At 68.5% G+C, this 20,655-nt stretch carries 21 protein-coding genes and 1 pseudogene; 3 read left to right on the plus strand and 19 right to left on the minus strand.

Features of this window, described 5'->3' with window-relative positions:
* The first annotated feature begins 251 nt into the window (after window positions 1–251).
* On the plus strand, window positions 252–464 hold the full coding sequence (locus JNO44_RS10200; RefSeq protein WP_205363196.1) for a hypothetical protein: 213 nt from the start codon (window positions 252–254) through the stop codon (window positions 462–464).
* A gap of 346 nt (window positions 465–810) precedes the next feature.
* On the opposite strand, the gene JNO44_RS10205 is transcribed toward JNO44_RS10200, so the two are convergent.
* From JNO44_RS10205 to JNO44_RS10285, 17 genes and pseudogenes are all read right to left on the minus strand, one after another.
* The gene (locus tag JNO44_RS10205) at window positions 811–3,012 is read right to left on the minus strand and encodes an AfsR/SARP family transcriptional regulator (protein ID WP_240167509.1); all 2,202 of its coding nucleotides are present in this window, start codon (window positions 3,010–3,012) and stop codon (window positions 811–813) included.
* Window positions 3,013–3,095: 83 nt separating this feature from the next.
* Window positions 3,096–4,027 (minus strand): annotated as a pseudogene (locus JNO44_RS10210) (IS5 family transposase).
* A 7-nt stretch (window positions 4,028–4,034) separates the two neighbouring features.
* A complete protein-coding gene (locus JNO44_RS10215; protein ID WP_240167510.1) occupies window positions 4,035–4,598 on the minus strand; it encodes a hypothetical protein in 564 nt (187 codons plus the stop codon).
* A 42-nt stretch (window positions 4,599–4,640) separates the two neighbouring features.
* On the minus strand, window positions 4,641–5,090 hold the full coding sequence (locus tag JNO44_RS10220) for a pilus assembly protein TadG-related protein (RefSeq protein WP_205363207.1): 450 nt from the start codon (window positions 5,088–5,090) through the stop codon (window positions 4,641–4,643).
* Complete coding sequence (locus tag JNO44_RS10225) at window positions 5,087–5,467, minus strand: TadE/TadG family type IV pilus assembly protein (RefSeq protein ID WP_205369647.1); 381 nt, start codon at window positions 5,465–5,467, stop codon at window positions 5,087–5,089. Before JNO44_RS10225 ends, JNO44_RS10220 begins: the two co-directional genes overlap by 4 nt.
* A gap of 53 nt (window positions 5,468–5,520) precedes the next feature.
* The gene (locus JNO44_RS10230; RefSeq protein ID WP_205363215.1) at window positions 5,521–5,928 is read right to left on the minus strand and encodes a TadE/TadG family type IV pilus assembly protein; all 408 of its coding nucleotides are present in this window, start codon (window positions 5,926–5,928) and stop codon (window positions 5,521–5,523) included.
* Between the two features lie 2 nt (window positions 5,929–5,930).
* Window positions 5,931–6,125, minus strand: coding sequence for a hypothetical protein (locus JNO44_RS10235; protein WP_205363217.1), 195 nt, complete (start codon window positions 6,123–6,125; stop codon window positions 5,931–5,933).
* Between the two features lie 39 nt (window positions 6,126–6,164).
* Window positions 6,165–7,064 (minus strand): type II secretion system F family protein, encoded by a 900-nt coding sequence (locus JNO44_RS10240; RefSeq protein WP_205363220.1) that lies wholly within the window; start codon window positions 7,062–7,064, stop codon window positions 6,165–6,167.
* Window positions 7,061–7,975, minus strand: coding sequence for a type II secretion system F family protein (locus tag JNO44_RS10245; protein ID WP_205369649.1), 915 nt, complete (start codon window positions 7,973–7,975; stop codon window positions 7,061–7,063). Before JNO44_RS10245 ends, JNO44_RS10240 begins: the two co-directional genes overlap by 4 nt.
* Window positions 7,972–9,330, minus strand: a complete 1,359-nt coding sequence (locus tag JNO44_RS10250; protein ID WP_205363221.1) for a TadA family conjugal transfer-associated ATPase — start codon at window positions 9,328–9,330, stop codon at window positions 7,972–7,974. The genes JNO44_RS10245 and JNO44_RS10250 overlap by 4 nt, the downstream gene beginning before the upstream one ends.
* Window positions 9,315–10,142, minus strand: coding sequence for a MinD/ParA family ATP-binding protein (locus JNO44_RS10255; protein WP_205363223.1), 828 nt, complete (start codon window positions 10,140–10,142; stop codon window positions 9,315–9,317). Before JNO44_RS10255 ends, JNO44_RS10250 begins: the two co-directional genes overlap by 16 nt.
* Window positions 10,139–10,756, minus strand: a complete 618-nt coding sequence (locus tag JNO44_RS10260; protein ID WP_240167512.1) for an SAF domain-containing protein — start codon at window positions 10,754–10,756, stop codon at window positions 10,139–10,141. Before JNO44_RS10260 ends, JNO44_RS10255 begins: the two co-directional genes overlap by 4 nt.
* Before the next feature lie 162 nt (window positions 10,757–10,918).
* Window positions 10,919–11,488, minus strand: a complete 570-nt coding sequence (locus JNO44_RS10265) for a hypothetical protein (RefSeq protein ID WP_420882632.1) — start codon at window positions 11,486–11,488, stop codon at window positions 10,919–10,921.
* A gap of 284 nt (window positions 11,489–11,772) precedes the next feature.
* Window positions 11,773–12,273: a hypothetical protein gene (locus JNO44_RS10270; protein ID WP_240167513.1), complete on the minus strand. Its 501-nt coding sequence runs from the start codon at window positions 12,271–12,273 to the stop codon at window positions 11,773–11,775.
* A gap of 254 nt (window positions 12,274–12,527) precedes the next feature.
* Complete coding sequence (locus JNO44_RS10275) at window positions 12,528–13,019, minus strand: ATP-binding protein (RefSeq protein WP_205363225.1); 492 nt, start codon at window positions 13,017–13,019, stop codon at window positions 12,528–12,530.
* A 950-nt stretch (window positions 13,020–13,969) separates the two neighbouring features.
* On the minus strand, window positions 13,970–15,328 hold the full coding sequence (locus JNO44_RS10280) for an NsdA family TPR-like regulatory protein (protein WP_205363227.1): 1,359 nt from the start codon (window positions 15,326–15,328) through the stop codon (window positions 13,970–13,972).
* A gap of 25 nt (window positions 15,329–15,353) precedes the next feature.
* Window positions 15,354–15,806: a DNA-processing protein DprA gene (locus JNO44_RS10285; protein ID WP_205363235.1), complete on the minus strand. Its 453-nt coding sequence runs from the start codon at window positions 15,804–15,806 to the stop codon at window positions 15,354–15,356.
* 69 nt (window positions 15,807–15,875) lie between these two features.
* On the opposite strand from JNO44_RS10285, the gene JNO44_RS10290 reads away from it, so the two are divergent.
* Complete coding sequence (locus JNO44_RS10290) at window positions 15,876–16,457, plus strand: DUF6415 family natural product biosynthesis protein (RefSeq protein WP_205363237.1); 582 nt, start codon at window positions 15,876–15,878, stop codon at window positions 16,455–16,457.
* Window positions 16,454–16,843: a recombinase family protein gene (locus JNO44_RS10295; RefSeq protein ID WP_205363239.1), complete on the plus strand. Its 390-nt coding sequence runs from the start codon at window positions 16,454–16,456 to the stop codon at window positions 16,841–16,843. The genes JNO44_RS10290 and JNO44_RS10295 overlap by 4 nt, the downstream gene beginning before the upstream one ends.
* A 569-nt stretch (window positions 16,844–17,412) precedes the next feature.
* Here the strand turns inward: JNO44_RS10295 and JNO44_RS10300 are convergent.
* Window positions 17,413–19,467 (minus strand): tetratricopeptide repeat protein, encoded by a 2,055-nt coding sequence (locus JNO44_RS10300; RefSeq protein WP_205363241.1) that lies wholly within the window; start codon window positions 19,465–19,467, stop codon window positions 17,413–17,415.
* 6 nt (window positions 19,468–19,473) lie between these two features.
* Window positions 19,474–20,654 (minus strand): IS3 family transposase gene (locus JNO44_RS10305; protein ID WP_205363243.1). Its coding sequence is split into 2 segments (ribosomal slippage): window positions 19,474–20,387 and window positions 20,387–20,654, totalling 1,182 coding nucleotides; the frame shifts between segments, so codons are not numbered across the junction.
* Between the last annotated feature and the right edge of the window lies 1 nt (window position 20,655).

Consider the following 20,655-nt stretch of genomic DNA (forward strand, 5'->3'; position numbering starts at 1 on the left):
GGCAGCGGTGGCCGGAATCACTTTTGGCCGCACTTCACCCGTACGCGGATATCCTCCGCGAAGGAATTGGCGGGATTTCCCATTCCTGCCCCCGGGAACAATTCAAATATAGCTCGATCCGCATTTCACCTGAAGCCGGATTAGGCTTGATAATGCTGGACTTCTCGCGAATTCACGACGGGAATTCAGGGGCATTTCCGGGCGTGCGACGCAAGGCGTCGTGGTTCGTGGTATTGACGACCGTTTCCCAGGTGTCGGCACGCGACACTCCCGGCGCGGCCCCCGGCGCGGCCCCCGGCGCGGCCCCCGGCGCGGCCCCCGGCGCGGCCCCCGGCGCGGCCCCCGGCGCGGCCCCCGGCGCGGCCCCCGGCGCGGCCCCCGGCGCGGCCCCCGGCGCGGCCCCCGGCGCGGCCCCCGGCGCGGCGGCACCCTCGGCTGCGCCCGGGCGCCGCCGCGCCTCGTAGGTGTGCGGAGAGCTGAGCAGTTACAGGAAGATCTGCAGGAGGGTGACCACAGGGCGGGGTTGAGGTACGGACGATTGCACGGCCTGGTGCCGGCAACGCTCAGGGATCACAGGCGGCCGGGGCCTGTCATAAGTAGATCGGGATGCTTTGCTGCACCGATATACAGTCGCCCTCGCCCACGGGTGGCTCGCCGGGCGCTTGACCTGTGGCTACGGGCCCAGCGGGGGTGTCGTATCCAAGCGCGTACACGGAAGCGAGGGTGGAAACGACGCCCGGATCGACGGGGGAATCGCCAACGCGCCGCTCGGGCTCGATATGTGGCTTACAGGGGCGTTGAGCTGCGCTTTCACCCCATTCGGCGCGTGGGGGTCCGCGGTGCGATGAGAGCTTGGGTGGCTGGGTCGAGTTCGAGGCCGAGGTCGGCGAGGTGGCGTTCGAGACGGGTGTAGGCGTGGCGGGCGGCGTCGTGGCGGCCCGCGGCCTGGTATAGCCGGATGGCGTGTTGGGTCAGCCGCTCGTGGTCAGGGTGGAGCGCTCCGAGGTGTTCCAGGAGCGTCAGGATGGTGTCCCGCTGCTGCGGGGCAGCGGTGGCGTGTTCGGCTCGGTGGGCAAGGCGGAGAGCGACGTCGGTGGCCTGCGTGGTGAGGTGTTCCCGGATCGCGTCAGCCCACAGATAGTCAGCACCTTGCGCGAAGGGGCCCCGGTAGTGGACAAGGGCCTCTCGCGCAGCGGGCAGGGCGTCATGCGCTGAATCTTTCGGTGGAGAGAATTCTTCCTTGAGGGTTCTAGTGAAATCTTCGAGATCGGTTTCTACGAGTTCCGGGTGGAGTTTATGGAGCTCTCCTTGGAGCAGGATGAATTCCTGTGCGGTGATCCCCGTTGCGGCACGCAGGGCACGTCGTACGGCGCGACGAAGGTTTTTCAAGGCGTTGGATGCGTTGTCGGGTTCCAGGTGGAGTTTGTCGGCGATGTCAGTGGCGAGGAGTCCGGTGGGGTGGGTGGCCAGCAGGGCGAGGAATTCGTGGACTTCGGGCCTGAGGTTGGTGCCGACGGGTTCGGCGTGGCCGCGGGCGTACAGCGTGATGGGGCCGAGGACGTGGAGGCGAACGGGCTTGGTCTGTTGCGGGCGGGAGGCGGTGTTGGGATACGGGGCGGCGGGGGCCGGTTCGCCCTCTGAGTCGTCGGCGGCAGTGGATTTCGGCTGGCTGTCTCGGGCGGGTGGGCGTTGGTCGGGAAGGATGCGCAGGTGGGGGCGTTGGCCGTGGGCGCCGAGGAGGACTTCGGTCATGTCGCGGCCGGCGTCGGGTGTGAGGTGGAACAGCTTCAGGTGACTGGGGTGTTGGGGGTGTGCGTCGGGTCGGGTAGTGGTGCCGTCGGCGGCGATGTTCCAGTGCTCGGCGCCCGAAAGTGGGACGTCGAGGGTGAGCACGATCAGGACGCCGGGTTGGCTGCGGGCGGCCAGGGCCTGAACCTGCCCGAGGTGGGCGGCGTCCGGTGTGGCCAGCAGGAGCAGAGCACCGGGTTCGGTCTCGTCTGCACTGTCCGCTGTTGCCGGGCCCGCTGTCGGCGTGTCGCGGTCCTGCTGTGCACGGGCGTGGGTGACCAGGTGTTGTTCGGCGATGCGGACCGCTTGTGCGGTGTCGGTGGTCTGGGTCAAGGCGGTGAACTGCGGTGGCAGTCCGGGGAGCAGGCGGTCGGCGGTGTCTTCGGTGACGACGGCTTTGGTGTGGGGAGGGGCGGGGCGTTGGCGTTCGGCGGCGGTGAGCACGCCGGTCAGCAGGGAGCGGGCGGCGTCCTCGGCTCCGGGACCGGTCCAGGTGCAGCCGCCGGTGGTGGCCAGGACGTCGACGGGCACCTCCGCGTTGTCGCTTACCCCGATGGTCACTGTGTCTGCGCTACGGGGTTGTTGGGGCGGCGTGCGGCGGGTGATCAGGGCTTCGGGGTCGTGGGAGCGACGGGGTTGTGCAGCGGCATGCGCGGCTTGAGCGGCCTTGTCGACCAGCGGGCTCAAGGCGGGGACCTGCGCGTCAGGTTCACGCCGACGACGCTGCTGCACGTACCAGTAGCGGCGCGCGGCCAGGAGACCTGCCGCCGCAGTGATGCCGATCAGGCTCGCCTCCCCGAACCCAATCGTGGCCGATCCCGACGCGGCCTCCATCTCCACCTTGCGGTCCGCGGCACCGTCGTCCTGTCGTGGTGTGGAGAGGACGTTCCGTCCGGTGACCTGCCGGTCGGTGACGGGTCTGCGGGCGGGAGCCGGCCGTGGCGAAGCGGGCGAGTCGGACGGGGGCTCCGCTACGGAATCCGGCGGAGGGCCGTCGGGAACGGGGATGGTTGCCGACGAAGCGGGGTGGCGGTCGCTGACGGGGATGGTCAGTTGCCAGCCGGGCTTTAGCAGGTCAGGGTCGCGGAGGCGGACACCGTCGCTTTGCACCCGATCCTTGTTGAGGGCGTAGATCCGTGGCCACCTGAGCGCGTCGCCGAGGTGCGCGTAGGCGATGTCCCACAGCGTGTCGCCTTCCATCACCGTGTACTCGATGTGTCGCACCGTTTTGACATTGGCATGAGGCTCGGCAGCCTCAGTACGGGACGTCGCTGCCGTGCTTGCGGAACTAGGACTTGTCCGGTCGATCATGTGCGGAGCCAGATGGTGAGGGCGGCGGCGGTTGCGGTGCCGAGGTAGATGTAGCGGCGTTTGTCATAGCGGGTGGCCACGGCTCGGTGTTGCTTGAGTCGGTTGATGGCTCGCTCGATGGTGTTGCGTTTCTTGTACCGCTCTTCGTCAAAGCCGGGTGGCCTCCCGCCGCGTGCGCCTTTGCGTAGGCGGGCGGCTTGGCTGTCGGTCTTCTCCGGGATGGTGTGCCGGATTCCTCGCCTTCGCAGGTATGCGCGACACAGCCTGTTGCTGTAAGCCTTGTCCGCGGCAAGGCTGTTGGGCTTCTTCCGTGGTCTGCCCGAGCCGACCCGCGGGACGCGGATCTTGTCCATAACGGCCTTGAACTGGGTGCAGTCCGCCCGCTGACCTGGGGTGACGACCAAGGACAGTGGGCGGCAGCGGCCGTCCGCGCTCAGGTGGAGCTTGGTGGTGAACCCGCCGCGCGAGCGGCCCAGCCCCTCACCTCCCGCACCACCTCCACCAGCCGGCCGCACAGGCTCTGCCACGGCGTCTCGCCCTGATGTTCGTGCAGTTCGGCCCCCTTTGACACCGGGACCGGCGGCGGATCATTGCGGGCGCCGGCCGCATGCTGGTGGGCGCGGACGACGGTGGAGTCGACCGAGATGTCCCAGTCGATCTCACCCGCGGCGTCAGCTGCCGCCTGGACCTGCTGGAGCAGATGCTCCCACGTGCCGTCGGCCGACCACAGCCGATGGCGTTCATAGACGGTCTTCCAGGGCCCGAACCGTTCCGGCAGGTCACGCCACTGCACCCCGGTCCGCACCCGATGCAAAATCCCGTCGATGACCTGCCGATGGTCCCGCCACCGGCCACAACGCCTGTTACTGACCGGCAGAAACGGCCGCAGCCGTTCCCACTCGGCATCACTCAGATCGCCCCGCCCCATGTCCACATCAACGACCTGAGCCAGGGATAGTCACATGATCGACCGGACAAGTCCTAGGGGCGGCTTGCTGCACCACCGCGGGGTCGAGGGGGGCTGTCGCGGCGATCCGGTGCGGGGCCTCGTTCGCGAAAGAGAGCTGCTGTGCGTTGGCAGTTGCGGGGCGCCAGAGGCTGAGCAGGGCGACGACGAGGGTGCCGATGCACAGCGCGCCCAGCGAGCCCTTGAGGGACAGGGTGGCGACGTGGTCGTGGTGGGCGCGGCGGTCCTGCAACAGTTGTGGGAGGTGGGCTGTATACCAGCAGATCTCGCGGACCACGGTATAGGCGAAGGCGGCCCAACAGGCCCAGCCCACCACCGCCAGCAGCTCGATGACCAGCGGATCGCTGATCGGCTGCGCGAGCCGTTCGCCCAGTTCGTGCCAGGAATGGATGTTGTCGGGCCACGGGACGCCGGTGGCCTGCCACAGCACGTAGGGCATTCCGCCCAGCAGGCCAAGCGTGACGGTGAGAGTGCCCAGGGCCGTGGCGGCCGCGGTCAGGCGCTCGCGTAGTGCGGCGTGGTGAGTGCTCATGACGGCCGGTTCGCTCTCCGCGGCAGAAGTGATGAACAGTCTTTACGGGCTGGTGCGTTCGGCGTGTGAGGTGGCGGTCGCGTGCAGGGTGAGGGAGCGCAGGCCGACCAGTTGCAGGATCTGCGTGCGGTAGCGGTGGGTGACCTCGACGGTGACGGCGTTCCCCCTAACCAACGCGCCACCGCTGTCCCCGGCGGAGACGACGTAGGCATGGGCGGCGCGAGTGGCCTCTGCACGTAAGAGGCGGACCTCGTGGCGATCGCGCAGCCGACCGGCGTCGAGCTGCTGAGCGCCACTGCGGGCGGCTTCCTGCGCCACGTCCAGCGCTCGGGCCTTGCCGGCCAGGGCCAGGCCCCCGTCGACGACGATCCCGGCGAAGAGCCACAGCGCAGCCATGACACCGATGACGAACGCCGTGGCCTGCCCTCGGTCGTCTCCGTGATTGAGCCTGGCGCGGACGTTGGTCAGGTGGGTTCGGAGTCGTGGCGTCACGAGGCACCTCGGTGGGAGTCGACGACGGAGAACGCGGTGCCGTCCAGGTGTACGTGGCCGGGCATGCCAGTGCGGGTGAGGTCTGCGAGGGCGGCAGTGCAGGAGACCTTCGCCGAAACACTGGCCCCCGGGGTGAGCCCGCCGGTGGTGACGTGAACGCTCGGACTGGTGCAGGCGGCACCTGCTTCCTTGAGGGCCACGGTTGCGGCGCCGACGGCCTCCGTACGGGCGGCGTGTTCGGTACGGGCCAGGGAAGCGGCACGGGCGGCCTGGTGGGCGGCGTCCCCCACAATGAGGCGTGCATCGGTCAGCCGTCCCAATGCCACCACGACGAGCAGCACCAGCACCAGCAGCGGAGTGATCAGCACCAGTTCCACCGAGGCCGAACCGCAGTCGGGGCCCGCGGCACGAGCTTCGTGGGAGGGGGACGTCATGACCGAGCTCCGGTGGGGGTGGTGAGGCGTTCGGTGGGGCCGGAGACAGCGCCAGAGGCGTGGAGGTGGAGGCCGGGCACGACTGCCATCACCGTTCCGCGCACCCGCACGGTCGTCTGCGTAGCGGTGCGCGCGACGGTCACCGAGGGCGCGGTCAGGATCCGGCTGCCCAGCGCCGCGAGGCTGCGACCGGCCTGAGCCCGGCCGTCAGCAGCCGAACCGGACTTCGTGCGGGCGGCAGCCAGAGCCCGCTGGGCGGCGAACTGCGCGACGTGCCGGGCGTGCCAGACCAGCGCGAACTGCACCACCAACATGGCAAGGAGCAGCAGCACAGGCACGACCAAAACCAGCTGCGTCGTCGCCGTCCCGCGGTCGTCACGTGGCCTGCGAAGGATGGCGGTCACGTCTACCCCAGGTCGATTCCCTTGGCCTTGGCCGTGACCTTGGCGACGATGATGCCCACCACACTCAGCCCCAGGAGCACGAGCAGGGCGGTGATCAGAACGGTCTCGGTGGTGTATCCGGCGTCCCCACGGGCATGCCGGCGCACCTCAGCCAGATGAGCTCGCAGCAGCCGGGCCAGGGCCTTGATGTCGAACATAACGGGTCTCTCTCTTGGATCTCGTACGGTTCGGGGCGGTCAGGTCGCGGATAGCACGTGGGCGAGGGCCGGGTAGCCGATCAACAGCAGGAAGGCGGCGAACAGCCCCATCACAGGCAGCGACATCCGCTCAGTGGCCGCCTGCGCCGCCCCGTCGGCCTCCGACGTACGGCGCCGCCGCATCGCCCGCGCTTTCGCGCCCAGCGACCCACGGATCTTGGCGCCCTCGCTGCCTGCGAGGCTCAAGGTGGAGGCGAGTTCAACCAAGTCGCTGACGCCGAGCTGTCTGCCGAGTTCTCCCAGGTGGGTCCACGGGCTGGTGCGGGTGAGCTGCGCGACGTGCAGGGCGTGCCGCAAGGCGCCTGCCGCCCAACCCTGCGGCGCGGCGATGGCCTGGGTCAGGGCTTGTTGGACGCCGGCGCCGCCGGCCAGGGCGATCACAGTCAGGTCCAGGACGAGGCTGAGGGTGTGCCGCATCTCGCGTCGTCGGCACTCCGCCCGTCTGCCCAGATCGAGGTCGGGGACGAAGAACAGCGCTGCCGCTAGGGCCAGGGATCCGGCCAGCGGTACCCACCATCCCGCCGCGACATCGACCCCCAGACGCAGCAACAGGACCACGGCCCACGGTGCGACGAGCCCAGTCATCGCGCAGGCCGCCTTGCCCGCCAGATGCTGTTCCTCATCCGTGCCGCACACGGCCAGATCCGCACACAACGACTTCGTAGGGAAACCGAGCGCTCGCACCAGCGGCACGGCACGCCGCCCCAGTCGAGTCGCCCACTCCGTCTTCTCCGCTTCCTGTCTCGGCGAAGAGACGAGCTCCACGGGCGTGTTGAGTGCGGCCAGGACATCGGCAAGGGCGGGCCTGGGAGGACGCAGCCCGTAGACGAGGGCGGCCGCTCCAGCACCGAAGAGCGCCCCGAGCACCATAACGATCACGATTCGCCTCCCAGTGCAGGCCCCGTTCCGGCGACGGCAGGGGGAATCAGGCGGACGGGTTCGCCGACCCGGCCGATCGCGGAGAGGTAGGTGAAACTGGCGGCGAACAAGCCACCGACCGCCGCCAGGATGACTTGCCCGGTCCAGGTGTTGAAGGGGTCGAGGTAGGGGCGGTTGAAGACCACCATGCCCACGGCCATCCCCAACGTGACGATCACGGTGACGCGTACTCCGGTCCGTACGCTGGCGCGTCCGGCGTCGATGCGCTGGCGCATGGCCACCTGTTCCCGCACCGACTCCGCCAGCTCACCCAGCAACGGCGCCAGCTGCCCTGCCTGCTGCTCAGCCGCCACGACCAGTACCGCCACCACCACATCCGCCAGTGGGTCATCCACGTCCGTGGCGAATCCCCGCAGCGCGGCGGGCAGGGAGCACCCCGACCGCACGGTCGCAGCCAGCTTCCGCATCTCAGGCTCAAGGGCGGCCGGCGCAATGTCGGCCGTCGCCAGCACCGCCTGCTCCAGGCCTGCCGCTGCGGAGAGGGTGTCGCGGAGCATCTCCGTCCACGCCGCCAGTGCCTCCATACGTTCTGTCCGCCAGGCCGTCGCCCGGTCCGGGCCGAGCAGACCGGGCAGCGTCAGGGCGCCAACCGTGGTCAGCACCGATGCCACGGGCCAACCCGTCAGGGCACCCACAACCACACCGACCGTCACTGCGATCGCGAAGCGGCGGGTGGTCCAGTCCCTGGGCAGCCGCTCGATCAGCCAACGCCGCCTGAGCCCCGGCTGTTCCTCCCGCGCCGTCCTTCGTACGGCTCCGTAGCCGATCGCCACGAGCCCCAGTCCACACACTGTGCCGCAGGCCACTGCCACCGCTGTGACGGCGCCGGTTCCCCAGTTGCTTGTGGTCATCCGGCTGCTCCCCACCACGGAGCCTCGGTGGTAGCCCGGGGCTCCAGTCCAACCGCGACCAAGTCGTTGAGGGTCTCCGTACGAAGGGGAGTTGCGGGAACGGCCCGCCCGTCCGGCCCAGGACGGTAGACCTCGTTCGATACGACCTGCGCCCCATCCGCGTCGACGACCTCCCGCACCGAGTCAACTACCCGTCGCCCCGCCGCATCCCAGCCCAGATGCACAACGAAGTGGACGGCGGAGGCGACCATCAGATTCGTCGCTTCCAGCGACAGTCGCTCTGGGGCCTGAGCCGCGTAGGAGGCAAGCTTGGTGAAGACCCCGCGCGAGGTCGAGGCGTGGATGGTGGACAGGGAGCCGTCGTTGCCCTGCGACATCGCGTTGCACATCGGGATGACCTCCGCGCCGCGAATCTCGCCGACGATGACCCGGTCCGGGGACATCCGCAGTCCCCAACGCACCAGCTCCGCCTGGTCGATGCCGCCCTGCCCTTCGATGTTTGGCTCCCTGGCCTGCATGGCCACCACATTCGGGTGCGCCGCCGGATCCGCGTCCAGCCCGAGCTCGAACGTGTCCTCGATCGTTACCAGTCGTTCCGCGGGCGGAATCTCGTGCGCGAAGGCCCGCAGCACCGTGGTCTTGCCGACGTTGGTCCCGCCTCCGATCACGATGTTCTTGCGTGCCCGCACCAGCGCGGTCAGGAAAGCCGCCAGCTGTTGGTCACACACCCCAAGTCGCACCAGCTCGGCCATCGACGCCACCGGGAAGCGATGGCGTCGGATCGTCAACGAGACCCGACCGGTGACTGCCATGACGGCGAAGAGACGAGAGCCATCGGGAAGTTGCAGATTCAGCCGAGGCATTCCCCTGTCGAAGCGTCGCTCTTCGTCGCCCGTATTGGCCGCGAGGGTGCGCACGAGTTCCACCAGCTCAGCATCTGAGGCCGCCACGGGACTCTCGCGGCGCCACGTCCCGGAAGCGTCCTTGACCCAGACCACATCGCAGCCGTTGACGCAGATGTTCTCCAACGTGGTGTCCGCCAGCAGTCGCTCCAGGCGTCCCGTCCCGAACAGCGCATCGGTGACCGCCTGGACGACCCTTTCCTCGATGGCCGCATCGACAATCTGGCTTCCGTAGGAAAGGGCCAGGCGCCGTTGGGCGCCGAGCTCCTCGACCAGCAGACGGTCCACGGTGGCCCGGCGTGCCGCCTCACCCTCCGCCGGCAGCCCCGCTGCCTCCCGCTCACCGGCATACTCCGCCAGTCGCGCCGCCACTCGCTGCCGCACCAGCAGCACCAGCTCGTGCTCGCCCTGTACCGGGATCACACCTGGCGGCGGCATCACCGTCTCGCCCACGAGGGACTCCCCTCATCACGCACAGCAGCCACAAGCCTCCGAGGCCGCTGCCCGTCCACCGAGGTCTCTGGTTCGGCCTCCCGTGGATAGCCCAACTGTCGGGCCAGCAGCCGGGCAGCAGCCATCAGCGGCCGTGCCCGAAAACCCGTCGTAGGCAGAGTTCCCCGGCGCGGTCGGCTCATCGCGGCTACGGCTTTGGCATCCCACGGCACGAAGACCACCTTCTCGATGCCGAGCGCTCCCGCGACCTCATCCGCCGGATACGGGCACGGCCCGACGACTGCCAACGTCAAGCGCTCTGCGAACACCTCAGCCTCCAGGCCGTACGCAGACACATGCGTCAGCGGCTCCGCACCACCCCGCGCCACCACGACCACCTGATCAGCGACCCGCAGCAGGGGCACGGTGTCCTCGCCGAGCCGCCCGACGTCCAGGAGCACCGTTCCCTGATCGCCTTCCTCTCCCAGCAGTAGGCGCCGGCCGCCTTCGGCAGCCAAGAGCTTCACGGCCTCGTTGCACGGCCGACGCCCGGGCACCGCGACCACTGCCCTTACGCCGAAGGGCAGCTCGCTCACCGCGCCCAGCAGCGAACCCGGATGCGGTTTCCCGACCGCGGCCGCCACATCCAGCAACGACGGCGCAGGCGGCAGTCCGAAGCGCATCATCAGGTCACCACCCGAGCCATCCGCCTCGACCATCACCGGCCGGACCCCACCGTCCGCCTCACGCGGCCAGGCGGCGCCCAACGCCAGCGCCGTCGTCGTCACCCCCGGCGCACCCGAGACCGACCCGACCGCCACCAGACGTCTCACGGGGCCTCACGCCCCTCTGCCGGCAGCACCACTACACGCGGACTCTCCAACTGCACCGCCCGTCGTGCGGCCCCGGTTTCCACCAGCACCGTGACCACACGGGGCCCGCCCGCCGACTCCGGTGCCCGCACCCCCGTCACCGTTCCGGTCACCACCGACGGCACCTTGTCCTCCGCGTCACCCGCCACAGCTCCGGTGGCCGCCGGCCCGGAAAACACTGCAACATGTTCACCAAGCGAGAGGTCCGGCGGCGAGCCGCCCGGCTCCACCGCGAACGCCACTTGTGAAGACCCCTTCGGCGGGAACCCGGCACGCGTTCCGACCTGCCCCGGCGCCAACAGTGCCCCGGCCGCCAGCGGCACCCGCGCCCGCCGCCCCAACACCGCGCCCCGCTGTGCCACCGGCACTACACCCGCCTCCGCAGCCACCTCCACCACCCGCAGGTCACCCGGCTCCAGCACCTGACCTCCTGGCACGTCGTGAGCGACCGCCAACACCCGGTCCCGCTCACCCGCCATCTTTACGACCATCGTGAAGCCGACCGCCGAGACCACCACCGCCCCCACCCCGGCCCACACCCAGCCCAGCCGACGCCTCCGGCCACCCGTCGCCACCGGCTTCCGCTCCGGACCCGCGCGACGCGCCCCCGGCACACCAACGGCAGCCCCCTTCGGGGCTGAAGAAGACAAGGAGGTACCCACAATTCACCCCGCAGTAAGAACGTCCACTTCCACCGAGCGGCGCATCAGCACCGCACCGTTCGACCACTCCAGCCGTCAGCTCGTCACGACGGCCTGCACCTCATCGACCACCAGTCGCCGCTCGGCCGACATCGTCAGCCCCGGCACCGCTCCGGATCGCCCACCTCCCTCCCACTCGACATCCCAGACAACCCGCACAGACACCCGAAACGCCTGCCCAGTCTCGGATGTCGAAGCCCGCCGGTAGGTGTATCCGCAGTCCGGCGACGATGCCTTGGGGCCAAACCGGGCCGAGTACGGCGTCCCCGGTCCCCGGCACACCACCGTGCCGCCCTCACCCATCGACCACACCGCCCGCCGCGGCCTGGCGATCGCCGTCACTGCCACCCCATCCGCCGCCGCCGATGTCGTGACAGGACCCCACGTCCCACGCTCCACCCACATCCACGTCGGCAGGTTGACTACCTGCACGAAATCCTCCCTCGGACTCGTACGGATCACCGGTCTCGGCAACTTCAACCGCGACACCGCCCGCTGCACCACAGCCTCCACCGGCACGTGCTGCTCCACGTCCGCCTTGGGCTTGTGCGACTCCTCGCCGTCAGAACGCGGAAAAATCCCCTTACCCGCCTTGGCCAGGCCCATCGTGGCCAACGCGGGCCCCCAGCCACCTGTCTCGCCGGCCGGTGGGGTCTTCACGCCCCCACGACTCGAATTCGCATCCGCCGCTTGCGCTGTGGGACCGTTCTCGCTCGGACGGTCCGGCTGTTTCGACACGCTGCCAGCCGCCACCTCACACTGACCCGGGGCGCACGTGACTGCCGCGAATCGCGAATGGGAATCATCCGCCCAGGCCAGCACAGAGGCCGCACCGGAGAGCATCGCCAGAGCGCCCATAACCACGCCCCCGGCTGCGATAGATCCAGGCATCAGCACGATCCAGATTCGTGCATATAAAGGTGTGAAACCTTCCACACCCCCTCACTGGGGCGAACAGTTGCATCGGCCCGGAAATGACTGCCCGGCACGTTATTCTTCAACTCACCGTTCAGCTTGTACTCCAGCCAATTCCGGGCGTCCACGCAGTCCCGCAACACGACCTCCCGGCCTGTCGCCCTGATGATCTTAGGGTTCACCTTTGGCGCCCCTTTACTGACGACCTTGTCTTCCTTGCCTTTCCGCAAGCCATATTTCATCAACTCAAGGGCGCCACCGGTTGCGTGATCTCCCAGCGTCGGGAACGCCGCATCGGACGTTTCCGACGCCTTCGTCAGATCGCGCCACATGGCTCGGTAGGCCTCAAGGGCTGCCGTGTGCTCCGCGCCAGGCGCATGAGACGCCGTCGCTTCAGCTGTCCTCTCCGGCAATGGCTTGGCGCCAGGCTTTTCCCCAGCACACCCACCCACCAGGACCAGAGCCGTCGAAACCATGCAGGCACCGCAAAGCCGCAACGTCACTCGGCCGCCACTCAACACAATCCCCCACCTTCCGTCACCAACAGCCCCCAAATAACCACTCTCTGTGATCAATTGCAAACTGGAGTTACCCGGTGTTGCGCAGTTCAACCGCAACGAGTGAGGCCCATCCGACGTCCTGCGCCTCTCACGGAGTCTTGTGTCGATGCGCCCCGGAAACGACCTGCAGGCTGCCGTCCGGCCTGGTGGCAGCCTGCGGTCACCAGCCCCTAGCCGTCCGCTCGGCCGCCGGGGATGAGCATCCAAGCGGCCTTCATCCCTTCGCGCGTGCGCGCCATGAAGCCCCAGCGGCCACTGGTGAGTTGATGCACGATGTGAAGGCCCCTGCCCCGTTCCGACAGGACCCCCAACAAAGCATCCAAGCCGCCCCCGCGCGTTTCCGGTACGGGAGCGAATGACATCCCTGCCGACATGTCGGGGATCCGAGGGATGCGAGGATCTCGATCCACCACCTCACAGACCATTCCAGCCGTGACCCGACGCAGCCTCATCTCATATGGGCCCGGTGCATGCTCAAGGGCATTGGCGACGAGCTCCGAGACGGCCAGCACGGCATCTTCGACTTCCCCTCCGCCATAACCGAGTTGGTCCAAGGCGCAGTGCAGGGCGGTTCGGGCACGCGACACTGCATGCGGGGTGTCTCCGGTCCAGCGCCAGAGCACGCGGACGACGTTGGATTTGCGGTGCAGCGGCGGGGTCATCGTCGCCCCCCTCGCACGGCGTGGCGCCCTCGGGCGACGCGACGGTGGCGGCCTCGCCCCGGGCGCACGCACATGCTTGCTTCGTCGAGCGCAGCGGAGCCTGCGTGGGTGAACAACAATGTCAGAGATGCGGCGATGAACAGAACAGGGGTCATGCTGAAGACCTCCACGGTGATCGCGGCTGCAACGCGACCACCGAACCTCGGCGCTCGTGAAGAGCGGAAGCCGCTAATCAAGAGGTCTTTGTTGTGTTGTCGAGACGGGCCGCGATTCGGCTAATAGCCGCCGAGGAGAGTGATCGCGGTCACCGAAAGCGGCTCAATAGCGCCCTGACAAAGCGACGCTATCGTCCCCGTCAGGTGGATCTGCAGCCTTCACACCACGGACTGATCTCCGAGTACATGCGAGACGAGAAGGCCGTTCTCCTCGTTCTTTCAGCATGCGAAGAAAAGCGAAGACTTCAGCCAGCCTTGCCGCACTTGCCGTGTTGGTGATTGCCCCACCCGCGGGAGCCACAGGCTCCGCTACCCGACTGGGGAACCGGCTCACCGTCTATGGGAGTGGTCTGCACGTGGACAGCGTGACCACCTCCCGGACACCCCACCGGATCCATGCCCAGGCACTCCTGACCCTCTGGGAGAACGGGAAGTGGAAGCAGAACATCCGGGGTTGGACGTCGGCCGACACCAATGGCAACACCGACCACACAAGTTGGAGCATCAACCAGAACTTTCCGGACGGCTCGCGGCTGTGCACTGAGTGGAAAGACCTTTCAGGACGCGTCTCGCCCGGGATGGCCTGCCTGATCATTCACAGGTAAGTGCAGCATCGCCGGGGTCCAGCATCGCTGGACCCCGTGCCCTGCGGTTGCCAACAGTTGAGTGCCACGCCAGCGGAAGGCTCAGGGCCGCTGGCGGTGCCTGTCCTGCCGGAGCAGGTGATGCTTTCGCCTACGCGCCCAGGGCATCGATCATGTGATCGTCGAGGTCGGCAACCCAGTCCTCCCGGCGCCACGGCCGCAGCTCGCGTCGGGCATGGCGTAGCCGGATCGTCGCCACTCGTCCGCCAGTCGCTGACGTGGCGTTGATGCACTCGTGCAGCAGTGTGGCTGCCGACTGCGGGTCGCCGAGGCGCAGTCGAGCCAGTGCCTGGTCAGACCTGACGATGGCTCGCTGTACCTGCTCGCGCGGCCGGGTGAGCGCCGCTGCGGACCGGGCGAACTCGTCGTGCGCGGCGGCTGCGTCGCCGACGTACAACGACGTCACGCCCTCGAAGCCTCGCAGGTGTGCGGCGGTGAAGGAGGACGTCGACGGATCGTCGGAATGGTCGCCGTCGAGGTCGTACCAGGCCAGGGCGAGAGCCGCCCGCGCCTGCCGTTCAGCATGTTCTCCTCCCGCCCGCGCGGTGATCTCTGCCTGCAGCGCATGGGCACGGGCTCGGACGATGGTGCTGCCGCCGGCGCGTGCATCGCGCACCGCGGAGTCGACGAGCTGCCGAGCGGGTTCCAGGCCAGGCGTCGAATAGAGGGTGACCAGAGCATGACTCATGTGCACCATGGCCCGTCGCCACGGCGTCCCGATCTTCCCGGCCGCTTCGGTGGCGGCGGTGTACAAGCTGTGCGAAGCGGCGTCATCGCGTGTTTCGAAGGCGAGTCGGCCTGCCAGCGTGTACGCCTCTGCGCCAATGGTACGTAGGCCCGGCAACAGCGACGCGGGAACGTCGTCGGCGAGCAGCAGTCGCCGGCACGACTCGACAACGGGCGCGAGGAGGAGCTGTAGCCGTACGAACGGCAGGCTGCCGACTTCGCGATTCACATCACTCACGCCGGTCCTCATCACATCGAGCAGGGCCTCGTCCACCCGCCGCGGATCCGCGAGCGCCGTGACCAACGTGGTGCGCGCCTGCGGGCCGAGCAACGCCAGCAGGTCCAGACTCTTGCTGTCGTCCGTCGAGGTACGCACCAGCAGTCGGCGAAGCTCGACGACGGCCTGCTCGCTCTCGCCGAGGTGCCTGAGAGCGTCGAGCAGTTCGGCGAAATCGGAGCCGGAGCCGAGGCACGTCTCGCCATCGGAGCGTCGGGCGTAGAGGTGCGCGAGCAGCAGCTGGTACCGCTCGCTGGGCAAGATCGGCCTGGCACTTTCCCATCGAGCGACGGTCCGCTGAACACTGGCGACGCTGACGTCCAGAGGTTGTCCGAGACGGGCTGCCACGTCGATCAGGGCGCGGGCGGTGTCGGCCAAGGACATGCCGCGGCTGCGGCGCAACTGCTTCAGCGTGGCCGCACCGCGCTGGCGATCGTGCGCGCTCATGTCCCCATCATGCCCGTGCCGTACGTCACACAGGGACGATCAAGCGAGGCTTCCGGCTCGTCGCAGCGTGCTCGATCGTCTGCCATGTGCCGGACGTGCTGTCGCTCCCGTCAAGAGGAAACCCAATGACCATCTCGGACCGGTCGACCATGTATCGGTTCCGGGCGTAGTAGGCAGGCGTCCGCAATTCGGATGCACGTAGTTCGACGACCTCCGCGATCCGGTCCTTGCACCGGCTGATCGCCTCCTGGGCCTCGTCCGGTTGCTGGTCGACGGTCCCCGGGACGACGATCGTGATCGTCGACCGCGCATGGCCGGCCAGCCACAGCAACGACAGCGAGTCGATCCCCTTCGCCCCACCGATATGAAAGTGGGCGTCCTCGCTCGCAAACGGACCGAGATAGCGGGCGAAGAGGTCCGTGTACCAGGTGATTTCGTGGTGTCCCGTTGACCGTGTTCCGGTGATGGCAATGCTCATAGCCATGATCAAGTCCGTGTCATAGGTTGTCAGATCCCCAGTCGGCTCGCTTCACAGTGCACTACAACCATGGACACGAGAAACGACTCGGCCGCCATTCTGGCCGAGCACCTCCGAGCGAACGGTGTCATGGTCGTCTGGACCGACGCGACCGCCCTCTCTGCTTCCCACCCGCTGAACTCGGCAGCCCGCGAGGACGTTGCCGCCGACGATGGCCGCTACGTCACCGCCTACGGGTACGAGGTCGGACAGTACGGCGACGAGCGCGAAACAGCCCACCGCGTCGCGCACCTCGTAGGAGCCTCGCCTGGACACGAGCTGCTACCGGTCGATGCAGAGACCATCACCACGACGATCCGGCGCGCACTGCGTCTCGGCTTCGGCCGACCGGCCCCCGGCGCCCTGACCCACCTGGAGGAGGAACTGAGTGGGCACATCGCTCTCCTCCTCCCCGAGGTTCGTGAGTCCGCCCGGCGACTATGGCCCAGCAGCATCGAGGCCCACCGACTCGAGGCCCGGCTCGACAGCATCGAGCGACAGCTCAGTCGGGGTCTCGGGCAAGGGGTGCTCTCCGCTCACATCCAGGTGCACCAGCTCGCCCGGGATTGCCAGTACCTGCTGGCCCGACACACTGCGGAGGGCCAGCGATGACAGCCGCCCCGTCGCCACCGCTGGCCTTCATCTACGACCGCAGCGCAAGCCGATCCCGCCGACAGCTCCACATGCGGTTGGAAGGCTGCCGCCACTACGCCGATGACATGGGCTGGCCCATCGCCGGCCGCTGGGTCGACCTCGGCGAGCACGCCCTCACCATGCACCGGCCGCAACTGACTGCACTGCTGACCATCATGCAGACAGAAGCGGACCATCACGAGGTGCTCTGCCTGGTGCACACCTCGGAAAGGCTGGCAACCGACACCACGCACCGTCTGCTGCTCCAACAGCGCGTCATCGCAGCCGGAGGCCGGACAGTCACCACGTTCGACGAGCCCGTCCAGCCCACCCTGCGCGCCGTGCTGCTCGGAAGGGCCCCGTGACTCCTCACCAGCGGCGCATCGTCACCTACCTGATGTGCCTGGCCGCGCTTGTTCTCGTGCTCACCATCGGCATGCTGGGAGGTAGCCATGCGTAACTCTAGTGACCGTCCGCGGGTCGGTGATGAAGTCGAATACGCCACTGGCCGCCGGGCGATCGTCACCGACATCAGGGACGGCATTCCCTACCTGCGAGCGGCAGGAGGTCGGCTGTGGCCGACTGACGCCCCGGCCACGCTCAAGGTGATGCGAACGCGGGAACAACGGCTCGCGGACGGTGACGTGTGGTGAGCGGGCCCCGCCCGGGCGGGCAAGCGGGAGACACGCCGCAACCCGGCTTGCGAGCCCGCCGATTCCGGCACGTTTGTCTGCGACGCCACGAGCCTCTGTACCCGCCCTCGCCCTGCGGCAGCCCGACGGGAAGTCACGCGTCGACCGCGCAGAACAGGGTCATGCTGGTGCCAGCCCACTGCGCCGCCCGAGGCACCTTGGCCGCAGGGCACGAGCGTTCAACACGCCGTCGGGCAGCCGTGCCACACCTCGTAGTCCTGTCCTTCCGGGCGGCGGCGTGTTCAGTCGGCGGCTTCGGCCAGCCGCCTCTCCAGGCGTGAGCGTATGGCCCTGGCCCGGGGGTCGGTGTAGGGGGTCAGGTATGTCAGGGCCTCGGCCCAGTGGGCGCGAGCCGCCTCGGGGTCTTCTGTGTGGAGAGCGGCGGCCAGGTGGTCGAGCTCCACGGCGAACTCCCACTCGTCCCCGAGGTCTCGGTGGACAGCCGCGGCTTGTCGGTGGAAGGCGGCAGCCTCACCGCAGCGGTCCATTGCAGCGTACGTCTGACCCGTGCCACGCCAGGCCAGGGCTTCCCGACTGCGATCACCGAGGCGCCGGTGGAGCAGGGCCGACTGCCGGTAGGAGGCCAGAGCGTCGCCGTGCTGCCCGGCGGCGCGCTGGATGCCGCCGAGAGTGAGCAACCAGAAGCCCTCCAGTCCACGATTGCGCAGGCTCAGCGCGATTCCGAGGGCCTCATCAATGGCCTCGCGCGCGGCCTCGATCTCGTCCCGCTCGCGATGGAGCTCTGCGACGAGCCACAGGGAGTTGCCGGTGCTCTGCTGGTTGTCCAGGGCGCGGTGAGCAGCGAGGGCGGCGTGGATCGCGGCGTCTGCTTCCCCGAGGTGGCCTGCTTCCAGGTGGGCGCCGGCCAGGTTGGACTGGGCGGAGGCAGCCCAGCGCTCGCCGCCTACGTCGCGGAAGATGCTGATGGCCTGTACGAAGTGGGCGGTGGCCGCTTCGAGTCGGCGGGTGCGCAGGTGGATGAGGCCCAGGAGGTTGAGGGCATGCGCCTCATCAATCCGCTTCCGCGCGGTGCGGGCGAGAACGAGGGCGCGGTTCAAGAAGCCGACTGCCTGGTCGAGCTGGTTGACTGAACGGTGGGACATACCGAGCTGGTTGAGCAGCAGGAGCTGCCCGTCCGCGTCGTCTGCCTGCGCGGCGGAAGCCAGGCCGATGGGTGCGAAGTCGAGCCAGTCCGCGAAGGCAGCGGAAGCGGACAACGCGTTCCACAGCGTTGCGGTGAGCTGCCAGGCGTGCTCGTGTAGCCCGGCCGTGGCAGCGGCTCGTACGACGTGCGGGAAGGTGGTGCGTTCGCGTTCTGCCCAGTCGGCGGCGGCATCGTAGTCGGCGAAAGCCAGTGGCGGCAGGGATGTGGTCGCCTGGGGCAGCGGCAGTTGGTCCTCGCCGGGTTGGAGCCATGTCTGTGCCGCGGCGGCAGTGTGCAGGTACCAGTCCAGCGCGCGGCGTAGGGCAGCTTCGCGCTGCTCTGTGGGTTCCTCGTCGTGAGCTTGGTCGGCGGCGTAGGCACGCAGGAGGTCGTGGAACTGGTAACGGTCGGGGCCGGTCTGCTCCAGCAGATGGGCGCCGACGAGGTCGTCGAGGAGTTGCCGGGCGCGGTTGCGGGTGTGGTCGGCGAGCGCGGCGGCCGCGTGGAGCCCGAACTCGGGTCCCGGGTGCAGGCCAAGGAGTCGGAAGAGGCGTCCCGACTGCGGTGGCAGCGCGCGGTAGGACCATGCGAAGACGGTCCGGACGGCTTCGGCCTCCTCGTCGATTCCCGTGCTGAGCGCGTCCCAGAGTGCGGACTCGTCGTGCAGGTCTGCAAGCAGGTCGTCGAGGCTCAGGTGCGGGTGACTGGCGGCGCGCTCGGCTGCTATCCGCAGGGCAAGCGGGAGGTGTGCGCACAGCCGGGCCAGCTCTGTCAGCTTGTCCGGAGCGTCGCCCGGGCGGTAGTCCTGCGTGACGGCCCGCAACAGTGCGACGGCTTCCGGCTCGGGGAGCGTGCCGAGGGTGATCCTGCGAGCGCCATCGCGCACGGTGAGGCCGGCCAAGCGGCTGCGGCTGGTCACCAGGACCAGATTGTCTCCGCTGCCGGGAATCAGCGGCCGTACCTGACCGACGGTGGCAGCGTTGTCGAGCACGATGAGCATCCGGCGGTCGGCGAGGAGAGAACGGTAGAGTGCGGCTGCATCGTCCACATTCTGCGGTACGTCGCCCGAGGGCACGCCGAGCGCGGTCAGGAAGCGGCGTAATGCCTGCTCTGCGGTGACCGGCTCAGGGGCTTTCCCCTTGATCGTGGACACCGGTTGTCATGCGGCGGTGGCCAGCGTAGTTGATCGCTGCTCGTAGGCGATCGGGCTGATCTGGCCAAGGCGGGAGTGCCGTCGCCGGGTGTTGTAGCGGGTCGCCCAGCGAAAGACCGCGAGGCGAGCCTCACGGGCCCCGTTCCACCGCTTCCGTCCCTGGAGCGTCTCGCGTTTCATGGTCGCGTTCAGGCTCTCCGCGGCGGCGTTGTCCGCGCTCGTGCCCACCGCGCCGCGTGACCTGGTCACGCCGAGCGCCGAGCAGACCAGGGCGAACTCCTTCGACACATATTGCGCCCCGTTGTCGCTGTGGAAAATCGCCCCTCGCAGGCCGCCGGTGCCACGGGCCGCCGCGGCGGCCCTCAGTGCGTCGGTGACCAGGGAGGTGCGCATGTGGTCGGCGATCGACCAGCCTGCCAACCGCTTCGAGTGCAGGTCCAACACCGTTGCCAGATAAAGGAATTGGCCATTTCCAACAGGGAGGTAGGTGATGTCCCCCACGTACTTGGTGTTCGGCGCCTGGGCGGTGAAGTCGCGCCGCAGCAGGTCCGGCACCGGCGTCGCCGAGGGCTCGGGAATGGTGGTGCGCACCTTCTTGCGCAAATGCAGCCCGACGATGCGGAACTTGCGCATGACGCGCTCGACACGCTTGTGGTTGACCGGCCTCCCAGCATCCTTCAGCTCGGCGGTGACGCGCGGGACTCCGTAGGTGCCGTCCGATTCCCGGTGGATCCGGGCGATGCGCTCGGCGAGCTCGGCGTCCGCCTTTCTCCGGCCGGCCCGCGTTTCCGCGCCGGCCAGCCACCGGTAGAAGCCGGACCGAGAGACCTGCAGCATCCGGCACAGCCGCTTGACGCCGAAGGCGTCACGGTGATCGTCGACGAACTGGAAGCGGCTGCTCACCAGCTGGTCTCCGCCGCAAAATACTTCGCGGCCCTCCGCAGGATCTCCCGCTCGAGTTCGAGTTCCTTGACCCGCGCTCGCAGCTGCCGGTTCTCCTTCTCCATCGCGGTGGCCTCCACGGCCCCGGGCTGGGCAGCCTGCTCGGCATCCCGCACCCAGGTGCGGAGCGTCTCGTGGTTGACGCCCAGGTCCTTGGCCACCGACGCATACGTCCCACCCGGCCTCGAGTGGTACAGCGCGACGGCATCAGCCCGGAACTCAGGCGCGTACTTCGACGTCCCCAAC

Origin of the sequence: Streptomyces noursei (assembly GCF_016917755.1) — a bacterium.
GTDB classification, from domain to species: Bacteria; Actinomycetota; Actinomycetes; order Streptomycetales; family Streptomycetaceae; genus Streptomyces; species Streptomyces yunnanensis.

Coding starts and splice junctions, on each gene's coding strand:
- JNO44_RS10215 (WP_240167510.1), bottom strand. CDS start 4,598: ATGAGCACTCACCACGCCGCACTACGCGAGCGCCTGACCGCGGCCGCC.
- JNO44_RS10235 (WP_205363217.1), bottom strand. CDS start 6,125: ATGTTCGACATCAAGGCCCTGGCCCGGCTGCTGCGAGCTCATCTGGCT.
- JNO44_RS10245 (WP_205369649.1), bottom strand. CDS start 7,975: ATGACCACAAGCAACTGGGGAACCGGCGCCGTCACAGCGGTGGCAGTG.
- JNO44_RS10265 (WP_420882632.1), bottom strand. CDS start 11,488: ATGGGCCTGGCCAAGGCGGGTAAGGGGATTTTTCCGCGTTCTGACGGC.
- JNO44_RS10270 (WP_240167513.1), bottom strand. CDS start 12,273: ATGGTTTCGACGGCTCTGGTCCTGGTGGGTGGGTGTGCTGGGGAAAAG.
- JNO44_RS10275 (WP_205363225.1), bottom strand. CDS start 13,019: ATGACCCCGCCGCTGCACCGCAAATCCAACGTCGTCCGCGTGCTCTGG.
- JNO44_RS10280 (WP_205363227.1), bottom strand. CDS start 15,328: ATGAGCGCGCACGATCGCCAGCGCGGTGCGGCCACGCTGAAGCAGTTG.
- JNO44_RS10285 (WP_205363235.1), bottom strand. CDS start 15,806: ATGAGCATTGCCATCACCGGAACACGGTCAACGGGACACCACGAAATC.
- JNO44_RS10290 (WP_205363237.1), top strand. CDS start 15,876: ATGGACACGAGAAACGACTCGGCCGCCATTCTGGCCGAGCACCTCCGA.
- JNO44_RS10295 (WP_205363239.1), top strand. CDS start 16,454: ATGACAGCCGCCCCGTCGCCACCGCTGGCCTTCATCTACGACCGCAGC.